This is a genomic window from Exiguobacterium sp. SH1S21 (assembly GCF_004337175.1).
GTDB lineage: Bacteria > Bacillota > Bacilli > Exiguobacteriales > Exiguobacteriaceae > Exiguobacterium > Exiguobacterium aurantiacum_A.
On sequence record NZ_SJUY01000002.1, the window covers coordinates 331,002 to 345,427 of the forward strand.

At 49.9% G+C, this 14,426-nt stretch carries 19 protein-coding genes; 6 read left to right on the plus strand and 13 right to left on the minus strand.

The genetic code is table 11. The features are described 5' to 3' along the window. Nucleotides 1–104 precede the first annotated feature (104 nt). From EVJ24_RS05155 to EVJ24_RS05165, 3 genes are all read right to left on the minus strand, one after another. A complete protein-coding gene (locus EVJ24_RS05155; protein ID WP_131440064.1) occupies nt 105–1,196 on the minus strand; it encodes a bifunctional 3-deoxy-7-phosphoheptulonate synthase/chorismate mutase in 1,092 nt (363 codons plus the stop codon). A 135-nt stretch (nt 1,197–1,331) separates the two neighbouring features. After that, entirely contained in the window at nt 1,332–2,030 is a 699-nt protein-coding gene (locus tag EVJ24_RS05160) for a YtxH domain-containing protein (protein WP_131440066.1), read from the minus strand. A gap of 21 nt (nt 2,031–2,051) precedes the next feature. Further along, nucleotides 2,052–2,570 (minus strand): DUF948 domain-containing protein, encoded by a 519-nt coding sequence (locus tag EVJ24_RS05165; RefSeq protein ID WP_070329435.1) that lies wholly within the window; start codon nt 2,568–2,570, stop codon nt 2,052–2,054. Between the two features lie 172 nt (nt 2,571–2,742). Between EVJ24_RS05165 and EVJ24_RS05170 the strand changes: the two genes are divergently transcribed. After that, a complete protein-coding gene (locus EVJ24_RS05170; protein WP_131440068.1) occupies nt 2,743–3,855 on the plus strand; it encodes an aminopeptidase in 1,113 nt (370 codons plus the stop codon). Between the two features lie 38 nt (nt 3,856–3,893). On the opposite strand, the gene EVJ24_RS05175 is transcribed toward EVJ24_RS05170, so the two are convergent. The 6 genes from EVJ24_RS05175 to EVJ24_RS05200 form a co-directional block, all read right to left on the minus strand. After that, on the minus strand, nt 3,894–4,346 hold the full coding sequence (locus EVJ24_RS05175) for a Dps family protein (RefSeq protein WP_016508447.1): 453 nt from the start codon (nt 4,344–4,346) through the stop codon (nt 3,894–3,896). A gap of 102 nt (nt 4,347–4,448) precedes the next feature. Beyond that, entirely contained in the window at nt 4,449–5,756 is a 1,308-nt protein-coding gene (gene murC / locus EVJ24_RS05180) for a UDP-N-acetylmuramate--L-alanine ligase (RefSeq protein ID WP_070329432.1), read from the minus strand. A gap of 86 nt (nt 5,757–5,842) precedes the next feature. Then, a complete protein-coding gene (locus tag EVJ24_RS05185) occupies nt 5,843–6,733 on the minus strand; it encodes a hypothetical protein (protein WP_131440070.1) in 891 nt (296 codons plus the stop codon). A gap of 54 nt (nt 6,734–6,787) precedes the next feature. Beyond that, nucleotides 6,788–7,408 (minus strand): YtpR family tRNA-binding protein, encoded by a 621-nt coding sequence (ytpR, locus tag EVJ24_RS05190; RefSeq protein WP_131440072.1) that lies wholly within the window; start codon nt 7,406–7,408, stop codon nt 6,788–6,790. Between the two features lie 48 nt (nt 7,409–7,456). Further along, nucleotides 7,457–8,251: a DUF1444 family protein gene (locus EVJ24_RS05195; protein WP_131440074.1), complete on the minus strand. Its 795-nt coding sequence runs from the start codon at nt 8,249–8,251 to the stop codon at nt 7,457–7,459. 5 nt (nt 8,252–8,256) lie between these two features. Then, the gene (locus EVJ24_RS05200) at nt 8,257–8,568 is read right to left on the minus strand and encodes a thioredoxin family protein (RefSeq protein ID WP_131440076.1); all 312 of its coding nucleotides are present in this window, start codon (nt 8,566–8,568) and stop codon (nt 8,257–8,259) included. Nucleotides 8,569–8,682: 114 nt separating this feature from the next. Between EVJ24_RS05200 and EVJ24_RS05205 the strand changes: the two genes are divergently transcribed. Further along, nucleotides 8,683–9,015: a hypothetical protein gene (locus tag EVJ24_RS05205; protein WP_016508496.1), complete on the plus strand. Its 333-nt coding sequence runs from the start codon at nt 8,683–8,685 to the stop codon at nt 9,013–9,015. Between the two features lie 65 nt (nt 9,016–9,080). Here the strand turns inward: EVJ24_RS05205 and EVJ24_RS05210 are convergent, their stop codons facing one another. Next, on the minus strand, nt 9,081–10,097 hold the full coding sequence (locus tag EVJ24_RS05210; RefSeq protein WP_131440078.1) for a PTS transporter subunit IIC: 1,017 nt from the start codon (nt 10,095–10,097) through the stop codon (nt 9,081–9,083). Nucleotides 10,098–10,225: 128 nt separating this feature from the next. After that, nucleotides 10,226–11,299, minus strand: coding sequence for a M42 family metallopeptidase (locus EVJ24_RS05215; RefSeq protein WP_131440080.1), 1,074 nt, complete (start codon nt 11,297–11,299; stop codon nt 10,226–10,228). 136 nt (nt 11,300–11,435) lie between these two features. On the opposite strand from EVJ24_RS05215, the gene EVJ24_RS05220 reads away from it, so the two are divergent. The 4 genes from EVJ24_RS05220 (at nt 11,436) to dhaM (ending at nt 13,790) form a co-directional block, all read left to right on the plus strand. Next, nucleotides 11,436–11,738, plus strand: coding sequence for a PepSY domain-containing protein (locus tag EVJ24_RS05220; RefSeq protein ID WP_016508468.1), 303 nt, complete (start codon nt 11,436–11,438; stop codon nt 11,736–11,738). A 103-nt stretch (nt 11,739–11,841) separates the two neighbouring features. Beyond that, the gene (gene dhaK / locus EVJ24_RS05225; RefSeq protein WP_071397850.1) at nt 11,842–12,819 is read left to right on the plus strand and encodes a dihydroxyacetone kinase subunit DhaK; all 978 of its coding nucleotides are present in this window, start codon (nt 11,842–11,844) and stop codon (nt 12,817–12,819) included. A 19-nt stretch (nt 12,820–12,838) separates the two neighbouring features. Next, on the plus strand, nt 12,839–13,429 hold the full coding sequence (gene dhaL, locus EVJ24_RS05230; RefSeq protein WP_131440082.1) for a dihydroxyacetone kinase subunit DhaL: 591 nt from the start codon (nt 12,839–12,841) through the stop codon (nt 13,427–13,429). Nucleotides 13,430–13,445: 16 nt separating this feature from the next. Then, nucleotides 13,446–13,790: a dihydroxyacetone kinase phosphoryl donor subunit DhaM gene (gene dhaM / locus EVJ24_RS05235; RefSeq protein WP_269089707.1), complete on the plus strand. Its 345-nt coding sequence runs from the start codon at nt 13,446–13,448 to the stop codon at nt 13,788–13,790. Nucleotides 13,791–13,933: 143 nt separating this feature from the next. Here dhaM and EVJ24_RS15350 read toward each other — a convergent pair whose 3' ends face one another. Together EVJ24_RS15350 and EVJ24_RS05245 are read right to left on the minus strand one after the other, a co-directional pair. Next, nucleotides 13,934–14,182 carry a hypothetical protein gene (locus EVJ24_RS15350; RefSeq protein ID WP_161568734.1) on the minus strand — a complete coding sequence of 83 codons (249 nt, stop codon included), beginning with the start codon at nt 14,180–14,182 and terminating at the stop codon, nt 13,934–13,936. Nucleotides 14,183–14,337: 155 nt separating this feature from the next. Continuing rightward, the coding region (locus tag EVJ24_RS05245; protein ID WP_145984890.1) for an IS3 family transposase at nt 14,338–14,426 on the minus strand (89 nt) is incomplete at its 5' end.

Below are 14,426 nucleotides of genomic sequence, written 5' to 3' on the forward strand. Positions count from 1 at the left end.
GATTTTCAAACGATTTTCAAAAAACGTATCAAAAAAGGAAGACAGGTATCTGTCATCATTTTACCCTGTCTTCACGCTATATAAAACGTTTCCAATTGGAAAGCTTATTTTTTCACCAAATCAAGTTGAGGGAACTGAGCTGTGAGCCCATCGATGAACTGATCAAATTGATCGAAATCAAGCTGCTGCTGGGCATCGGACAAGGCGATTGCCGGATTCGGATGCACTTCGACCATGACACCGTCGGCCCCGACCGCGAGCGCCGCTTTCGCTGCCGGAAGCAACAAATCGCGTCGTCCCGTTGAATGGGTGACATCGACCATGACCGGTAAATGTGTCTCTTGTTTTAAAATCGGCACGGCCGTGATGTCGAGCGTGTTACGTGTCGCCCGCTCATACGTTCGGATACCGCGTTCGCACAAAATGACTTGGCTATTGCCGCTCGCCATGATGTATTCCGCCGCATAAATGAATTCTTCGATCGTCGCCGCAAGACCCCGCTTCAGTAGAACCGGTTTTGATGTCTTTCCGACTTCTTTCAACAAATCGAAGTTTTGCATGTTGCGCGCCCCGACTTGAATGATATCGACGTAAGGTAGCGCTGACTCGACCGCACCCGGTGTCATGATCTCTGAGATGACACGCAAGTCGTGGCGATCGGCCGCTTGTTTCAACAGTTTGAGACCTTCAAATCCGAGACCTTGGAAGTCGTACGGTGAAGTCCGCGGTTTATAGGCGCCGCCTCGCATGATTTTCACGCCTGACAACGCTAACTTCTCAGCCACTGCATTCACTTGCTCGAACGATTCGACCGCACATGGACCGGCAATCAATTGCGGCCGGCCGTTGCCGATAACTACATCTTGCAGTGTGACGATCGTATCTTCGGCTTGACGCTTGCGCGACACGAGCAACGTTTTATCTCGGTCTTCTCCTTGCAACTCGGCAGACGCTTTAAACATTTCTTTGAACAAATGCTGAAGGCGTGACGTCTCGAAAGGACCGGGATTCGAGGCGGCGATGAAATCTAACATTTCTCGTTCTCGAACCGGATCATACCGCTCCACACCTTGAAGACGTTTCACTTTTCCAATTTCGACCGCGAGCGTTCCACGACGACTAATCAAGTCGAGCATCTCACGGTTCAACTCATCCATTTCACGACGTAATCGATTCAATTGATCTTGTGGACTCATAATTTCCCTCTCATTCCTAATCCGTTCTTTCCAGAATCTTAATTATAGCGAACTTTATTCGCTTTGTCATAGAGAAATGGGCTGTGACACAAAATCCACAAAAAAAGTGTCCGGATCGTCCGGACACTTTACGCATTATTTATTGCCGTTCTTCAAGTCGTTCTTCAATTCTTTCAGCTCTTGTTTTGATTCATCGTCGAGCAAGTCTTTGACAGGTGCTTCGAAATCCGACTCATAGTTCGTCGACTCGTCGCGACTATTTTTCGGCTCTTGCTTGCTCGCATTCGACTTATTCGTGTTCGACTTGTTCGCATTCGAATTGTTCGCTTTCGAGTTTGATTCGCCTTTTGATTGGGTCGATTCTGGCTTAGCGTCTGTGTCAGCTTGTTCTGTTGCTTCGCTTGACGTCTCTTCTGCTGCTTGATCGAGCTGTTCTTTCACTTCGGCTTCCGCTTCCGCGACGAGCTGATCCGCTTTTTCCATCGCTTCTTCGATTGAGAGTTCATCTTCGTCAACTTGCTGTTTCAGTTCAGCAGCCTCGCGTGCTTTATCTTTGACGAGATTGAGGACCGGAGCAGCCTTGTCGCTCGCTACTTTGATCCATTCCCCGACGACCGGCTCAGCTTTTTCACGTACTTCTTTTGATTTGACAGTCAAGCGTTCACGTGAAGTCGATGTTTTTTCATCGAGATAAGTGCGTACTTCGCGTCCACTTTTTGGCGAGGTGAGCAAGGCAACGGCTGCACCGACGATACCGCCGAGGACGACGCCGGCTAGGAATCCACCGCTTGATTGCTGTTCTTGATTCGTTTGGTCTTTTTTAACGTATGTCATAATATATCCTCCTTGGGCTTGTTATGATTTGATTGTATCGTCTGTCGCGATTAATCCTGGTGAGACCGACGGCGTGTCTTGCTTACGCTCCCGGCGGCCACGACGGCGTGACGGGCGCTCTTCTGAAGAAGTTTCTGTTTTGTTTTTCTTGAATAATTCTACTGCGACCGAGCCCCAACGTACGGCTTGGGCAATCTGGTCTTTATTTTCGTCTGCTGCCACGTGAACAGATGAAGAAACTGTTCGTACCGACTCGGTCACTTCATTTAGCGATGTGCCGAGCTCATCGAGGGCATGCGCCACCGGTGCGAGCAACTCTGTCTTCTCTTCCACGTTATCTACGAGACGGTTCGTCTTATGTAAGAGCGCCGTCACTTCCATTGTGATGCCGTCCAACTGACGTTCTAAATTTTCTGTCGTATTCGCGACGCTGCCGAGTGTGCGATTGACGTTCGACAAGACGCGAGCCAAGAAAAATACGAGTACGACAAATGCAAGTGCTGCGATGAGCCCTGCAATGCCTCCTAAGGTGATTTCCATTCGTCCATTCCTCCTGTTCAATTATCTGGTGATTTCATTATAGCACCATTATGACTGAAAAGATTTGTCACTACCGTTTTCGCCATCCGGTCTGATTATTCCTTTACCCGTTTTTATGTTTTCGATTACACTAAAATAGAAATAAATTAAAAAAAGTTTAAGGGGTGTTTGTATGAGAGATCCAAGAATCACGCAATTGGCAGACGGACTGATCAATTATTCAACCGAATTAAAGCCAGGCGAACGCGTTCTCATCGAGAATTTCGGCGTCGAGGAGTCGCTCGTCGAGGCACTTGTCGAAAAAGCGTACGAAGCCGGGGGGCAGCCGTTCGTCTTGTTGAAAGAAAGCCGTATCTTGCGGAAGTTATACACGCAAGCAAGCAAGGAACAGCTCGAGTTGATGGCCGACATCGAACGCAAGCAAATGCAAGCGATGGACGCCTATATCGGTCTCCGTGCGGGTGATAACATTAACGAGCTGTCGGACGTTCCCGCCGAGCAACAAAAGCTTGTCGGCGCCACAATCGGTAAAATGCATACGGAAGATCGCGTCAAAGGGACGAAATGGGTCGTCTTACGTTACCCATCACCGTCAATGGCTCAACTCGCTGGAAAATCGACGGAGGCGTTCGAAGACTTCTATTTCAACGTCTGCACACTCGATTACGGCAAGATGGACCGGGCTATGGACGCACTCGTCACGCTCATGGACCAGACCGACCGTGTCACGATCAAAGGACCAGGCACGGAGCTCACGTTCTCAATCAAAGACATCCCAGCCATCAAGTGCTCGGGTCAAATGAACATCCCGGACGGAGAAGTGTTCACCGCACCGGTCAAAGATTCAATCAACGGCGTCATCACGTACAACACCCCATCGCCGTACCACGGTTTTACGTTCGAGAACGTGAAATTAACGTTCAAAGACGGAAAAATCGTCGAAGCGACAGCGAACGATACCGCACGCATCAATGAAGTGTTCGATACGGACGAAGGAGCTCGTTACGTCGGCGAATTTGCGATCGGCGTGAACCCTTACATCCAACACCCGATGAAAGATATTTTATTCGATGAGAAAATCGATGGCAGTTTCCATTTTACCCCGGGACAAGCGTATGACGATGCCTATAACGGCAACAACTCTTCCATCCATTGGGACCTCGTCAATATCCAACGTCCTGACTATGGCGGCGGTGAGATTTGGTTTGACGACGTCTTGATCCGGAAAGACGGCCGTTTCGTCGTCGACACGTTACAACCGTTGAATCCAGAAAACTTAAAATGAACGAAAAAAGGTGCGCCTACAATTGGCGCACCTTTTCATTATAGTTTCGTCTTTCTGCCGAGAGCAGCAGACATCATCCAAATTTCTTTTTCGAGACGCTCGATGTGGGAAACGAACGTATCTTCGATCGCTTCGTCCCCGTCTTCAAAGTTTTCCATCGCATCTTGCATCTCTTGACGGATTTGTTTGAAATCATTGATCACGTCTTTGATCATCTGTTCTGTATCGGCGTGACGATCACCTTCTTGTAGTGTCGAGTGCTCTAAGTACTCTTTCATCGTCGCATACGGTTCCCCGTCATTCATGAGTAAACGCTCGGCGACATCGTCATACAGCTCAGCGACCAAGTTGTAAAGCTCCTCTAATTTTTCATGGTATGTGAAGAAGTGAGGTCCGCTAATATACCAGTGGTAGTTATGAAGTTTGACGAATAATAGGCCGTAGTTGGCCACCTCTTTGTTCAACGTATTCAATGAGCCTTGGCTTGCCATCCTTAACATCTCCTTTTCTGTGTTCAGTCGATAATACTATTTCCTTCTTTAATCGAGTTTAAACACAAAAAAAGCGAATGGCCCGGGCCATCCGCTCACAACTTACGCTTCGAGTTTGACGAAGTTCTCATACTCGCGTTGATACGTCTGAATATCTCCTGCTCCCATGAACAACAAGACCGCATCGCGATGTTGACGGAGAACGCCGACATCAGGACGTTTCAATACGTTCGCACCGTCGATCCGCGATTGAAGGTCTTCGATCGTGACCGTTCCTTCTTGTTCTCGGGCTGAGCCAAAGATATCGCACAAATAAACGGCGTCCGCTTCGGCGAGTGATGACGCGAAGTCATCCATAAACGACTTGAGACGCGTGTACGTATGCGGTTGGAAAATCGCGACGACTTCCCGTCCGGCATACTTTTTACGTGCCGCTTCGACGGTGGCACTGATTTCGCGCGGGTGATGCGCGTAATCATCGATCAGGACTTGCCCATCGAGCGTCGATTCACTGAAACGGCGTTTAACGCCGTTGAACGTCTCGAGGCGCTCTTTCACAAGATCTTTCGATAAGTTCTCGTAGTCGCACGTCGCGATGACGGCAAGGGCGTTCAAGACGCTGTGGTTACCATATCCCGGAATGCGGAACGTCCCATAGAAATCGTCACGCAAATAGACGTCAAACGTCGTCCCGTTATCCGTCGAGTTCACGTTTTCGGCGCGGAAATCGTTATGGGCACCAAACCCGTAATAGACGATCGGCACGTTCGCTTGAATCTGTTGAAGATTCTCATCGTCACCACAAGCGATAATACCTTTTTCCACTTGTTTCGCCATTTCTTGGAACGCATCAATGACATCGTCTAGGCCAGAGAAATAATCTGAATGATCAAAATCGACATTCGTCATAATCGCATAGTCTGGGCGATAGTAAAGGAAGTGACGCTTATACTCACACGCCTCAAACACGAAGTTTTTCGAGTCTTCCACTCCTTCGCCCGTACCGTCTCCAATCAAGAATGATGTCGGCTCAATCCCACGCATGACATGAGCGAGCAGACCCGTAGTAGACGTCTTTCCATGCGATCCTGTGATGGCGACACTTGTATAATGATCCGCTAGTTCACCAAGGAACTCGTAATATTTATAAATCGTCAAACCGAGCTCACGCGCGCGCAAGATTTCAGGATGATCGTCAGTGAACGCATTTCCTTGAACGACGATTTGACCTTCAGTAATATTTTCAGGATCAAACGGAAGAATTTCGATACCTTTCCGTTTCAATGCTTCTTCTGTAAAAAATGTTTTGTCAACGTCCGAACCTCGGACTTCATTGTTCATATCATTTAAAATTTGAGCTAAAGGACTCATGCCCGTTCCTTTAATTCCGACGAAGTGATAACGGTTCATCTGTAAATAGCCCCCCTAATTCATTGCGGTTTGCAAAAAAAGCGACAAACCTTTGTCATTATAGCAAAACTCATGGAGTCGTGCTATTACAGATTATTGTTTTTTTGAGCAAGGCGTCGGCTTCGGTACATCGCCATCCGGTCTTGCGGAGTCATCATGACGTTTAATGGAGGGCTATCCGCTTTGTACGACACGTTGACAGCAGGTGTCAATTCGGCTTCGTCATGAGCGTGAAAGGGCTCGTCGGTATCGGTCTGTAATGTTTTTGCAACATCCTCGACGACAGGAGCTACTTCTTCGACCGATGTCACCTCGATTGAAACGTCCGCTGAAGCTGCCTCTTCTTTTTCTTCACGGACGGCGATCTTTGACGTTTTCAAATGGGTCGAACCCATGAACACCGAGGCAAAGCCGTCTTCTAAAATAGATACGTCTCCGAGTAACGGTTTCAGATCACTCGACGAGTCGGATGCGTTGTCGGCCTCCGATACAGAAGACTCATCAGCGTTCACGTCAGACGTTTCCAGGGAAATAGTCGTCTCTTCTGCTTCTGGCTCAGAAGGCTCGGCCACAGTCTGATGTTCTGCCGAGACCGTTTCCTCTACCACGAATGGAGACTCCACCGACTCGTTCACTTCCACGACAACCTCGTCTGGAACGAAAGGTTCTGTAGCTTGCACAGGTTCGTCAACGACTATTTCCTTGGTAACGGGCACTACAGTCGATGGTTCTGGATCAATATCAGGCTCGCTTTGATTGATGGACAGATCGTCCCTCGTCTCAGGTGAATGCTCGGTCGGTAAGTTGATTTTTGGTTTCGGTCGCGCATATCCATAAATCGGAGATGGGACGTCAGACGGAATGAACTCGCCCGTTGGTTCAGGTTTTGGTGCAGGCGCACTTTTCTTCCCTTCTTGGGATAGTTCGCGCCGAATTCGCTCTGCTTGCTGTTTTAATGAACGTTCATATGCATCCATAGTCGATTCCTCGCTTTTTCACTCAATCCTCATTTAGCAAAAAATCGGTCGAGTTTAGCGACCGATTTCAAATGCTTTCCCTACTTCATATTCGTCATCTAACACTAAAATTCCTTTTTCTTGCGGTGCATCAGGAAGGTTCAACTCGCGCGCTGAACAAATCATCCCGTGCGAGCTCTCCCCACGGAGTTTAGACGGTCGGATAATGAGACCCGATGGCATGACCGCTCCTGGTTTTGCGACGACGACCTTTTGCCCGGCCGCAACGTTCGGTGCTCCACAAACGATTTGAACCGTACCTTGATCGATCTCGACTTGGCAAATCGATAATTTATCCGCATCGGGATGTTTCTCAGCCGATTCGACATAACCGACAACGAACGTCGGTGTGAAGTCAACGCCCGATAAATCCGCTTCGATATTCTGCTTGCGTAAAATGACACCGAGCGTCTCAATCAATTCTGCCGTCAAGCCGACCGGACCGTGCCAGTCACTGACATTGAAATAATTACTCGCATTAAACACGTTGTAGCCGTTCACTGATCCGTCTGCCGCTTTAACGATGGCGACATCGTCTTTTCGTTCGACGACTTGATGATGGCGATCGCCTTCTTTTAACAACACCATGAGAACATCGCCAATTCCTTCACGATTATAAAAAGCATTAATTTGCATACGTAAATACGCCCCTTCTTTCAAACTAGACACAAATAGTTTAGCAGATTATGCGTCCGTTGGTGGGTTCTTTTTTCCAAAAATAAAAATTGGTTCGAGAACGCCGTCCTCATAATGAAACGCGAGAGCTGTCACCGGGATGCGTCCGTTCGTAAAAAAGTCGAACATGAGCTGTTGCATCGCGTCGTATCCTTGATCGTTCCGGATATCGGCGATGATCATCACATCTTGATGCGGCACCCCGACTAACATGTCTCCTTCGATTCGTCGATCCATGACCCGTAAAAATTCGTCATTGAGGATACGAGACGCCTCGTAGCCATCACGGGCAGACAGGAAATAGAATTTGTTGCCGGCGACATCGTCTTCTTTTAAGTCGGTCGGTAACTTTTTCACGTTATCCCGCGCCACTTGATCGACTCGCTCTTTCGTCATCATCGCATTCAAATGCCGCTCTTCAATCAAACGATACCCGTTGCCAAGGTCGAGGGCATAGTAGATGGCCGTCTCCGCCGTATGCGGTGTCATGACGAGCGCTTGTCCGGTTTTTGTTTCTGTCGAGAACGAAGCGGCCCGAATGACCGGGAAAATTTGTGCTTCGTTGCCGACTAATTCAATCTCTTGGTCGGCTGTAAGGGCCGTTTTTATATATTCGACGATTTCTTCAACCGCAATATTGCCGCGCACTTTTGCTTTGGCAACAAGTGGGGCCAGTCGAATGTTGACGCCGAACCGGTCAGCTGCCCGTTCGATTCGCAACACTTCATTTTCTCTGTCATAAGACGTCCGATACCCGTCAGTGAATTGACGTTCGATCGCTCGCCGCAGTTCATTCCGTTCCATCTAGATCACCCTAACTCGCTAAGAAATGCTTCGACTTGCTCCGGCGTTTTACGTTCGCGTCCGACATAGCGGTCCACTTCTTGTCCACCGTTAAAAGCGACAAAACTCGGAATTCCGAAAATATCGAGTTCTTGTGCGAGCTCCATCCATTCGTCACGGTCGACGTAGTAGAACGTCCACTCGTTGAACTTTGACTCCAGTTCGGGCATGAACGGATCGAGAAAGCGGCAATCGCCACACCATGTCGCCGAGAACATGAACACACTTTTCCCTTGCTTTGCTTCCGTATATTCAACCATCGTTTTCAGTCGTTTCATCTTCATCACTCCTGTTCTATTTTCCTCGTTAATGATAGCATAAGTCCGTTCTCACAATCCGCTCTCGTGTTTTGCTATAATCAAGGGCGAAGACTATTTGAAAAAGGTGACGATATGACAAAATGGACGCGTGAACAATTAAATCCGGATATGAAACACCCACTCGAACAGCTCGTCGGCGCCGTCGGAATGCTCTCCATTCTCCGCTACGGGTACTTGTTCATCGATACAGATAAGACACGAAGTCAGATTCTCGTTTGGCTCATCGTTGGATTCGCCATCATTTACATCGTAGAACGTGGATTGAAACGCCTTGTCCGCTACTTGCCGATTGTAAGGAAACGTTTTTTACTTCCCATCTACGCATTGATACTCACGCTGTTCTTCGTCAGCTTTAGAATCCCGCGCGAAACCGTCGAGACCGTCCGTAACTTCTTCGGCTGGTGATCAGCTCGGCGTCATATGAATAAGCGTCTCGCAACTTGGCGAGACGCTTATTTTTGTGTGTCGGTTCAATATTCGATTTTCATATCATTCGGCTGAATCCGGTTCATCCGGGTCAATACTTGATATACCGCATAGCTGAGTATGGCGGGACCGACGATCAAGAAACCGAAGACGACGATCAACGTATGCCAACTGAAGCCCATCGTTTCGAGCATGACGATCGGACCGACGAGGCCGCTCGTCCCCATCCCGGCCCCGGCCGCGACACTCTCTAATTCAAACAGCAAGATGGCGATCGGGGCGAGCACCGCACCGGCAACCGTCGGGGGCAGTAGGATCCATGGGTTTTTGACGATATTCCCGACTTGAAGCATCGACGTGCCGATCCCTTGAGCAACCGCTACGCCGATGCCGTTGTCACGGTAACTCGTGATCGCGAACCCGACCATTTGGGCCGCACAACCCACCGTCGCCGCACCGGCGGCGATCCCGCTAAGCCCGAGCATGAGCGCGATGGCCGCGCTTGAAATCGGGGCCGTCAACGCGAGACCCATGAGCGTCGCGACGATGACGCCCATAACGAGCGGTTGTTGTTCAGTCCCCCACTCGATCCACGTGCCGAGTTGGGTCATGAACAGACCGACATATTTCCCGATATACGTCGCACTCAAGTAGCCGATCGCGATCGTCGTGAATGGCGTCACTAAAATATCAAGCTTCGTCGACTTCGAAACGAGTTTGGCCAGTTCGACCGAAAGAAGCGTCGCGACGTAACTACCCGCCGGCCCGAACTCATAGCCGAACGTCCCGACGACGAGCGCTGAAAACAAGATGAGTGGCGGAGCCTGGAGCGCATAGGCGATCGCAATCCCGATGGCTGGTCCCGTCAAACTGATGGCGACGTCTCCGATTTGTTGGAGTGTATCACCGAGGGCGGCGACGCTCGTATCGAGCAATTGCCCACCAATTGTCTTCATAATCAACCCGATAATGAGTGTACTGAATAATCCGAGTGCCATATAGCTGAGCGCCGTCACAAAGTAGAGTGACGGGCTGAGCGTGATCCCTTTCTTCTTGAGCATGGGATTCACCTCTCTTTCTATTGTCTTGTCAGTCGTAAAGTTTCTGTCTTCACACTTTTATCAGTATAATCTTTTCCCGGTAAATATCAACAGAAAAAAACGCCACTCGGTTAAAGTGGCGTCATTCATTAACGGGATGCGCGGAGCGTTTCCATCGTCGAACGGTCTAACCGTTTGACGAGCGCTTTTAGAAGCGCTTTGGCCGCATCGTAGTCATCCGTGTGCAAAATCGAGGCGTGTGTATGAATGTAACGGGCTGCGACGCCGATGACGGCGGTCGGCACTCCTTGCCCACTCATATGGATACGACCTGCGTCCGTCCCACCTGGTGACACGAAGTATTGTGTCTTAATGTTTTCATCTGACGCTGTATCGAGCAAGAAGTCACGCATCTCAGGAGACATGACCATGACGCGGTCAAGAATCCGGATGAGCGCGCCTTCGCCGAGCTGACCGAATTCAGTCTTATTGCCAGAAGCATCATTGGCTGGCGACGCATCGAGCACGAGCGCGACGTCCGGCTGAATCATCTCGGCAGCCGTCTGGGCCCCGCGCAGGCCGACTTCTTCTTGGACAGTCGCACCCGAGAACAAAATGTTCGGGTGATCTGCTTTGGTCGTCTCTTCGAGCAACTCGACGGCGAGACCGACGCCGTAGCGGTTGTCCCATGCTTTGGCCATAATTTTTTTCGGATGGTGGAGCGGAGTGAATTCACTCGTCGGCACGGCAGGAACCCCTGGCCGGACGCCCCATGACTCCGCCTCTTCTTTTGAGTCGGCCCCAATATCGATGAACATCTGCTTGATTTCCATCGGTTTGTTCTGTGCCTCAGGCCCGAGTAAATGTGGAGGCGTCGAGGCGACGACACCCGGGATTTTCCCGTTCGACGTTATGATGTCGAACCGTTGTGCCATCAGCACTTGGCTCCACCAGCCGCCGAGCGGTTGTATGTACAACATGCCGTTCTCTGTGATCCGTGTGACCATGAACGCGACTTCATCCATATGACCGGCGATCATGATGCGTGGTCCCGACTCGTCCCCGACTCGCTTCCCGAAGATTGAACCGATTCCGTCCGTCATCACTTCATCGACGTGCGGGGTGATCCGATCGCGGACAAATTGCCGAACTTCTGATTCGAAACCAGGCGCTCCTGGCAATTCTGTCAACGTCTTAAATAATTCTCTCGTTTTTTGTTCCATTTTATTTCATCCTTTCACTCGTTCTGGTCTCATTATATACAGAATATTTCGATGGAAGCGAATGCTTTTCATTCCAATGGGGTACAGGTTTTGGTACGATGTATGTGATAGCCATAGTTCAAGGGGAGGTAGTCATATGAAGAAAAGGTATTGGTTAGTTGGAATCGGGGTTGCCGTCGTTGCCGCACTTATGACGAAAAAAGTGTTAGATGAACGAAGCTTATCGGCTGAAGATGCGCTCGAGTACACGAAACGGGCGTTTTCAGCGAAAGGTCACGTCCAAGGCGCATGGATCTCGGCATCACCAGAGATTTATACTTATGACGGTCGTGAGTATGATGTTTACAAAGGCGGGATTTCGGTCCTCGAGAGCGACGAAGAAAAAACGTACCAATTCACGGTCGATTCAGAGACTGGCGCTTTACTTGAATATGCATGAAAAAAAGTCGGCGAAACAATTCGCCGACTTTTTTGTTTAGTCCGTTCGAAAGAGTGGAAAATTGAGAATGGTAGTTTTCAAATTTAAAAAGGAGTGATCCCACGTGAAAAAACTGATTGGTGAAGCAAGTGAACTTGTGTCGCAAATGGTCGAAGGGATGGTCCACGCCCATCCTGAACTGTACGGTCGCGTCGAAGGGGTGAACGTCATCTGCAGAGCGGACGGCGCCAAGTCCGGAAAAGTCGGACTCGTCTCAGGTGGCGGAAGCGGGCATGAACCTGCACACGCCGGTTACGTTGGCGATGGGATGCTCGACGCCGCTGTCTGTGGTGAAGTGTTCACGTCCCCGACCCCAGACATGGTACTCGAAGGCATCAAAGCGGCAGACGGCGGCAACGGTGTGTTGCTCGTTGTCAAAAACTATGCTGGTGATGTCATGAACTTTGAACTAGCCGGCGAACTCGCCGACGCCGAAGGGATCAAAGTCGATCACGTCGTCGTCGCTGATGACGTCGCGATTGCGAATAAAGAAGACCGCCGTGGCGTAGCGGGCACGGTGTTCGTGCATAAGATTGCCGGAGCCGCAGCAGCGAGCGGGAAGTCATTGGAAGAAGTGAAAGCGCTTGCCGAGAAAGTCGCATCTCACGTCCGCTCGATGGGAATGGCGGTCGAGCCGTGCTATATGCCCGTGAGCGGTAAACCTGGCTTTGACCTGAACGAGGAAGAGATGGAAATCGGAATCGGGATTCACGGCGAGCGCGGTGTCGAACGGAAACCGACGACCGACGTCGATTCGATTGTCGACGACCTACTCGAACATTTGACAAAAGAAGTCGAGCCTGGAGAAGTCGCCGTCATGGTCAACGGTATGGGTGGAACACCGCTGTCTGAGCTTTACGTGACGTACCACTTCGTTGCCAAAAAATTAGAAGCTGCTGGTTACACGTTAAAACGTAAATACGTCGGTAACTATATGACCTCTCTCGAGATGCATGGTTTCTCCATCACCCTGTTACCGCTCGACGATGAATTGACAAGTTATCTTGACGCGCCATCAGCGGCGCTCGGTTTCAAAATCTAACAAACGAGGTGTTTAATCGATGTTGACGATTGAAGGGTTCAAACAAGCGCTACGCCATGCCCAATCTGAGATTGAAGCGAATAAAGATACACTGACAGACCTAGACCGAGCGATCGGGGACGGTGACCACGGCATCAATATGTCACGCGGCTTTGATGCGGTCGTTGCGATCCTCGACGATGAGTACGCTTCTCTCGGTGAGTTGAGTAAGAAAGTCGGGATGACGCTCATGTCAAAAGTCGGTGGTGCGGCCGGTCCACTCTACGGTTCGGCATTCGTCAAGGCAGCACCGAAATTTGGTGACGCGACCGAGGCCGACTTCGCGCTCCTGAAAGAAGCGCTAGAGGAAGGGACGGCTGCGATCAAAGCTCGTGGCAAGTCCACCGCCGGGCAAAAGACGATGGTCGACGTCTGGGAGCCATTTTTAGACGGTTTGAGTGAATCAGATGATTTCACCTCAAAGTTGGATCATCTCGTCAATGAGACGGAGGGGATGCTGGCGACGAAAGGCCGCGCCTCATACTTCGGAGAGAACTCTCGCGGTACAATCGACCCTGGCGCGTTGTCCAGTTCAATCGTCTTGAAAGCGATCATGAAGGAGGTCGATTGATATCGTAGAGCTCATCATCGTTTCGCATAGCGCTAAAATTGGTGAAGGGATTCAAGATTTGATGAAAGAGATGGCTCCAGCCGTTCCGATTCATCTTGCGAGCGGACTAGAAGACGGCAGTATCGGAACCGATGTGACCCGTATCCTCGAGGCCATCGAAACCGTCGACAAAGAGGCACTCATCCTGTCCGATATCGGATCGGCGACGATGAATGCTGAGCTTGCCATCGATATGTATGAAGGCGATAAGAAAATCAAGTTCTATGACGGCCCGATCGTCGAGAGCGCGTTCGTCGCAGCCGTCTCTTCAGGAAACGGCATGGGTCTTGATCAAATTATGGAACAGTTGAAAATGACGTAAAAAAAGAGCCAATTCGCGAAAAGCGAATTGGTTCATCTTTTTTTATGTTCGATGACCTTGAGGCGCTCTGCCCGGCACAAGATTGAAAAAATGGTATGTATACGGTCTCTCCAGGCCAGTAAACTGGCCAGCTTCTTTATGTTTTATGCGGTGGCTGCCATAAGGTTGGCGCGATGGACGATGGAGAAGTCGACATGGCGGTCAATCTTACGGACGAGGTGGTTTTTCGGGACCAACTGGTCTAACGAGGCGTCGGTGCGGATCGGTTCATGATGATTCCCTTCCTGTTCGGAGGCGGTGACGGTCCATACATACCATTTTCCGTTTTCATCGGTTCTAAGAACATATCCAGGGCTTTTTTCGTCGGCCATCGAGGCCTCAGAAAAAGACAAACGGCCGCCAGATGGCGACCGTTTGCGTTGCTCGTCCGATGGCGCCCCGACTCCTGCAGGAAAGCGTGGGCGCCGGAAGGACGAGCGATTCTATTGATGTTAGTCAACAAGCTGAAGTAATCTGTACCCAATGTAAAGGACATATGAAAAAAAACTTATGCGACTTGAAGAAGATGATTCCTGTACTGTACAGGAGTCATCTTTTTCATGTTCCATTGGTAACGATGGTGATTGTAGTAGCTAA

Bases quoted from the DNA above. Each gene is read 5' to 3' on its own strand.
- EVJ24_RS05155 (WP_131440064.1), bottom strand. From the start codon at position 1,196: ATGAGTCCACAAGATCAATTGAATCGATTACGTCGTGAAATGGATGAG.
- EVJ24_RS05160 (WP_131440066.1), bottom strand. From the start codon at position 2,030: ATGACATACGTTAAAAAAGACCAAACGAATCAAGAACAGCAATCAAGC.
- EVJ24_RS05165 (WP_070329435.1), bottom strand. From the start codon at position 2,570: ATGGAAATCACCTTAGGAGGCATTGCAGGGCTCATCGCAGCACTTGCA.
- EVJ24_RS05170 (WP_131440068.1), top strand. From the start codon at position 2,743: ATGAGAGATCCAAGAATCACGCAATTGGCAGACGGACTGATCAATTAT.
- EVJ24_RS05175 (WP_016508447.1), bottom strand. From the start codon at position 4,346: ATGGCAAGCCAAGGCTCATTGAATACGTTGAACAAAGAGGTGGCCAAC.
- murC (WP_070329432.1), bottom strand. From the start codon at position 5,756: ATGAACCGTTATCACTTCGTCGGAATTAAAGGAACGGGCATGAGTCCT.
- EVJ24_RS05185 (WP_131440070.1), bottom strand. From the start codon at position 6,733: ATGGATGCATATGAACGTTCATTAAAACAGCAAGCAGAGCGAATTCGG.
- ytpR (WP_131440072.1), bottom strand. From the start codon at position 7,408: ATGCAAATTAATGCTTTTTATAATCGTGAAGGAATTGGCGATGTTCTC.
- EVJ24_RS05195 (WP_131440074.1), bottom strand. From the start codon at position 8,251: ATGGAACGGAATGAACTGCGGCGAGCGATCGAACGTCAATTCACTGAC.
- EVJ24_RS05200 (WP_131440076.1), bottom strand. From the start codon at position 8,568: ATGAAACGACTGAAAACGATGGTTGAATATACGGAAGCAAAGCAAGGG.
- EVJ24_RS05205 (WP_016508496.1), top strand. From the start codon at position 8,683: ATGACAAAATGGACGCGTGAACAATTAAATCCGGATATGAAACACCCA.
- EVJ24_RS05210 (WP_131440078.1), bottom strand. From the start codon at position 10,097: ATGCTCAAGAAGAAAGGGATCACGCTCAGCCCGTCACTCTACTTTGTG.
- EVJ24_RS05215 (WP_131440080.1), bottom strand. From the start codon at position 11,299: ATGGAACAAAAAACGAGAGAATTATTTAAGACGTTGACAGAATTGCCA.
- EVJ24_RS05220 (WP_016508468.1), top strand. From the start codon at position 11,436: ATGAAGAAAAGGTATTGGTTAGTTGGAATCGGGGTTGCCGTCGTTGCC.
- dhaL (WP_131440082.1), top strand. From the start codon at position 12,839: ATGTTGACGATTGAAGGGTTCAAACAAGCGCTACGCCATGCCCAATCT.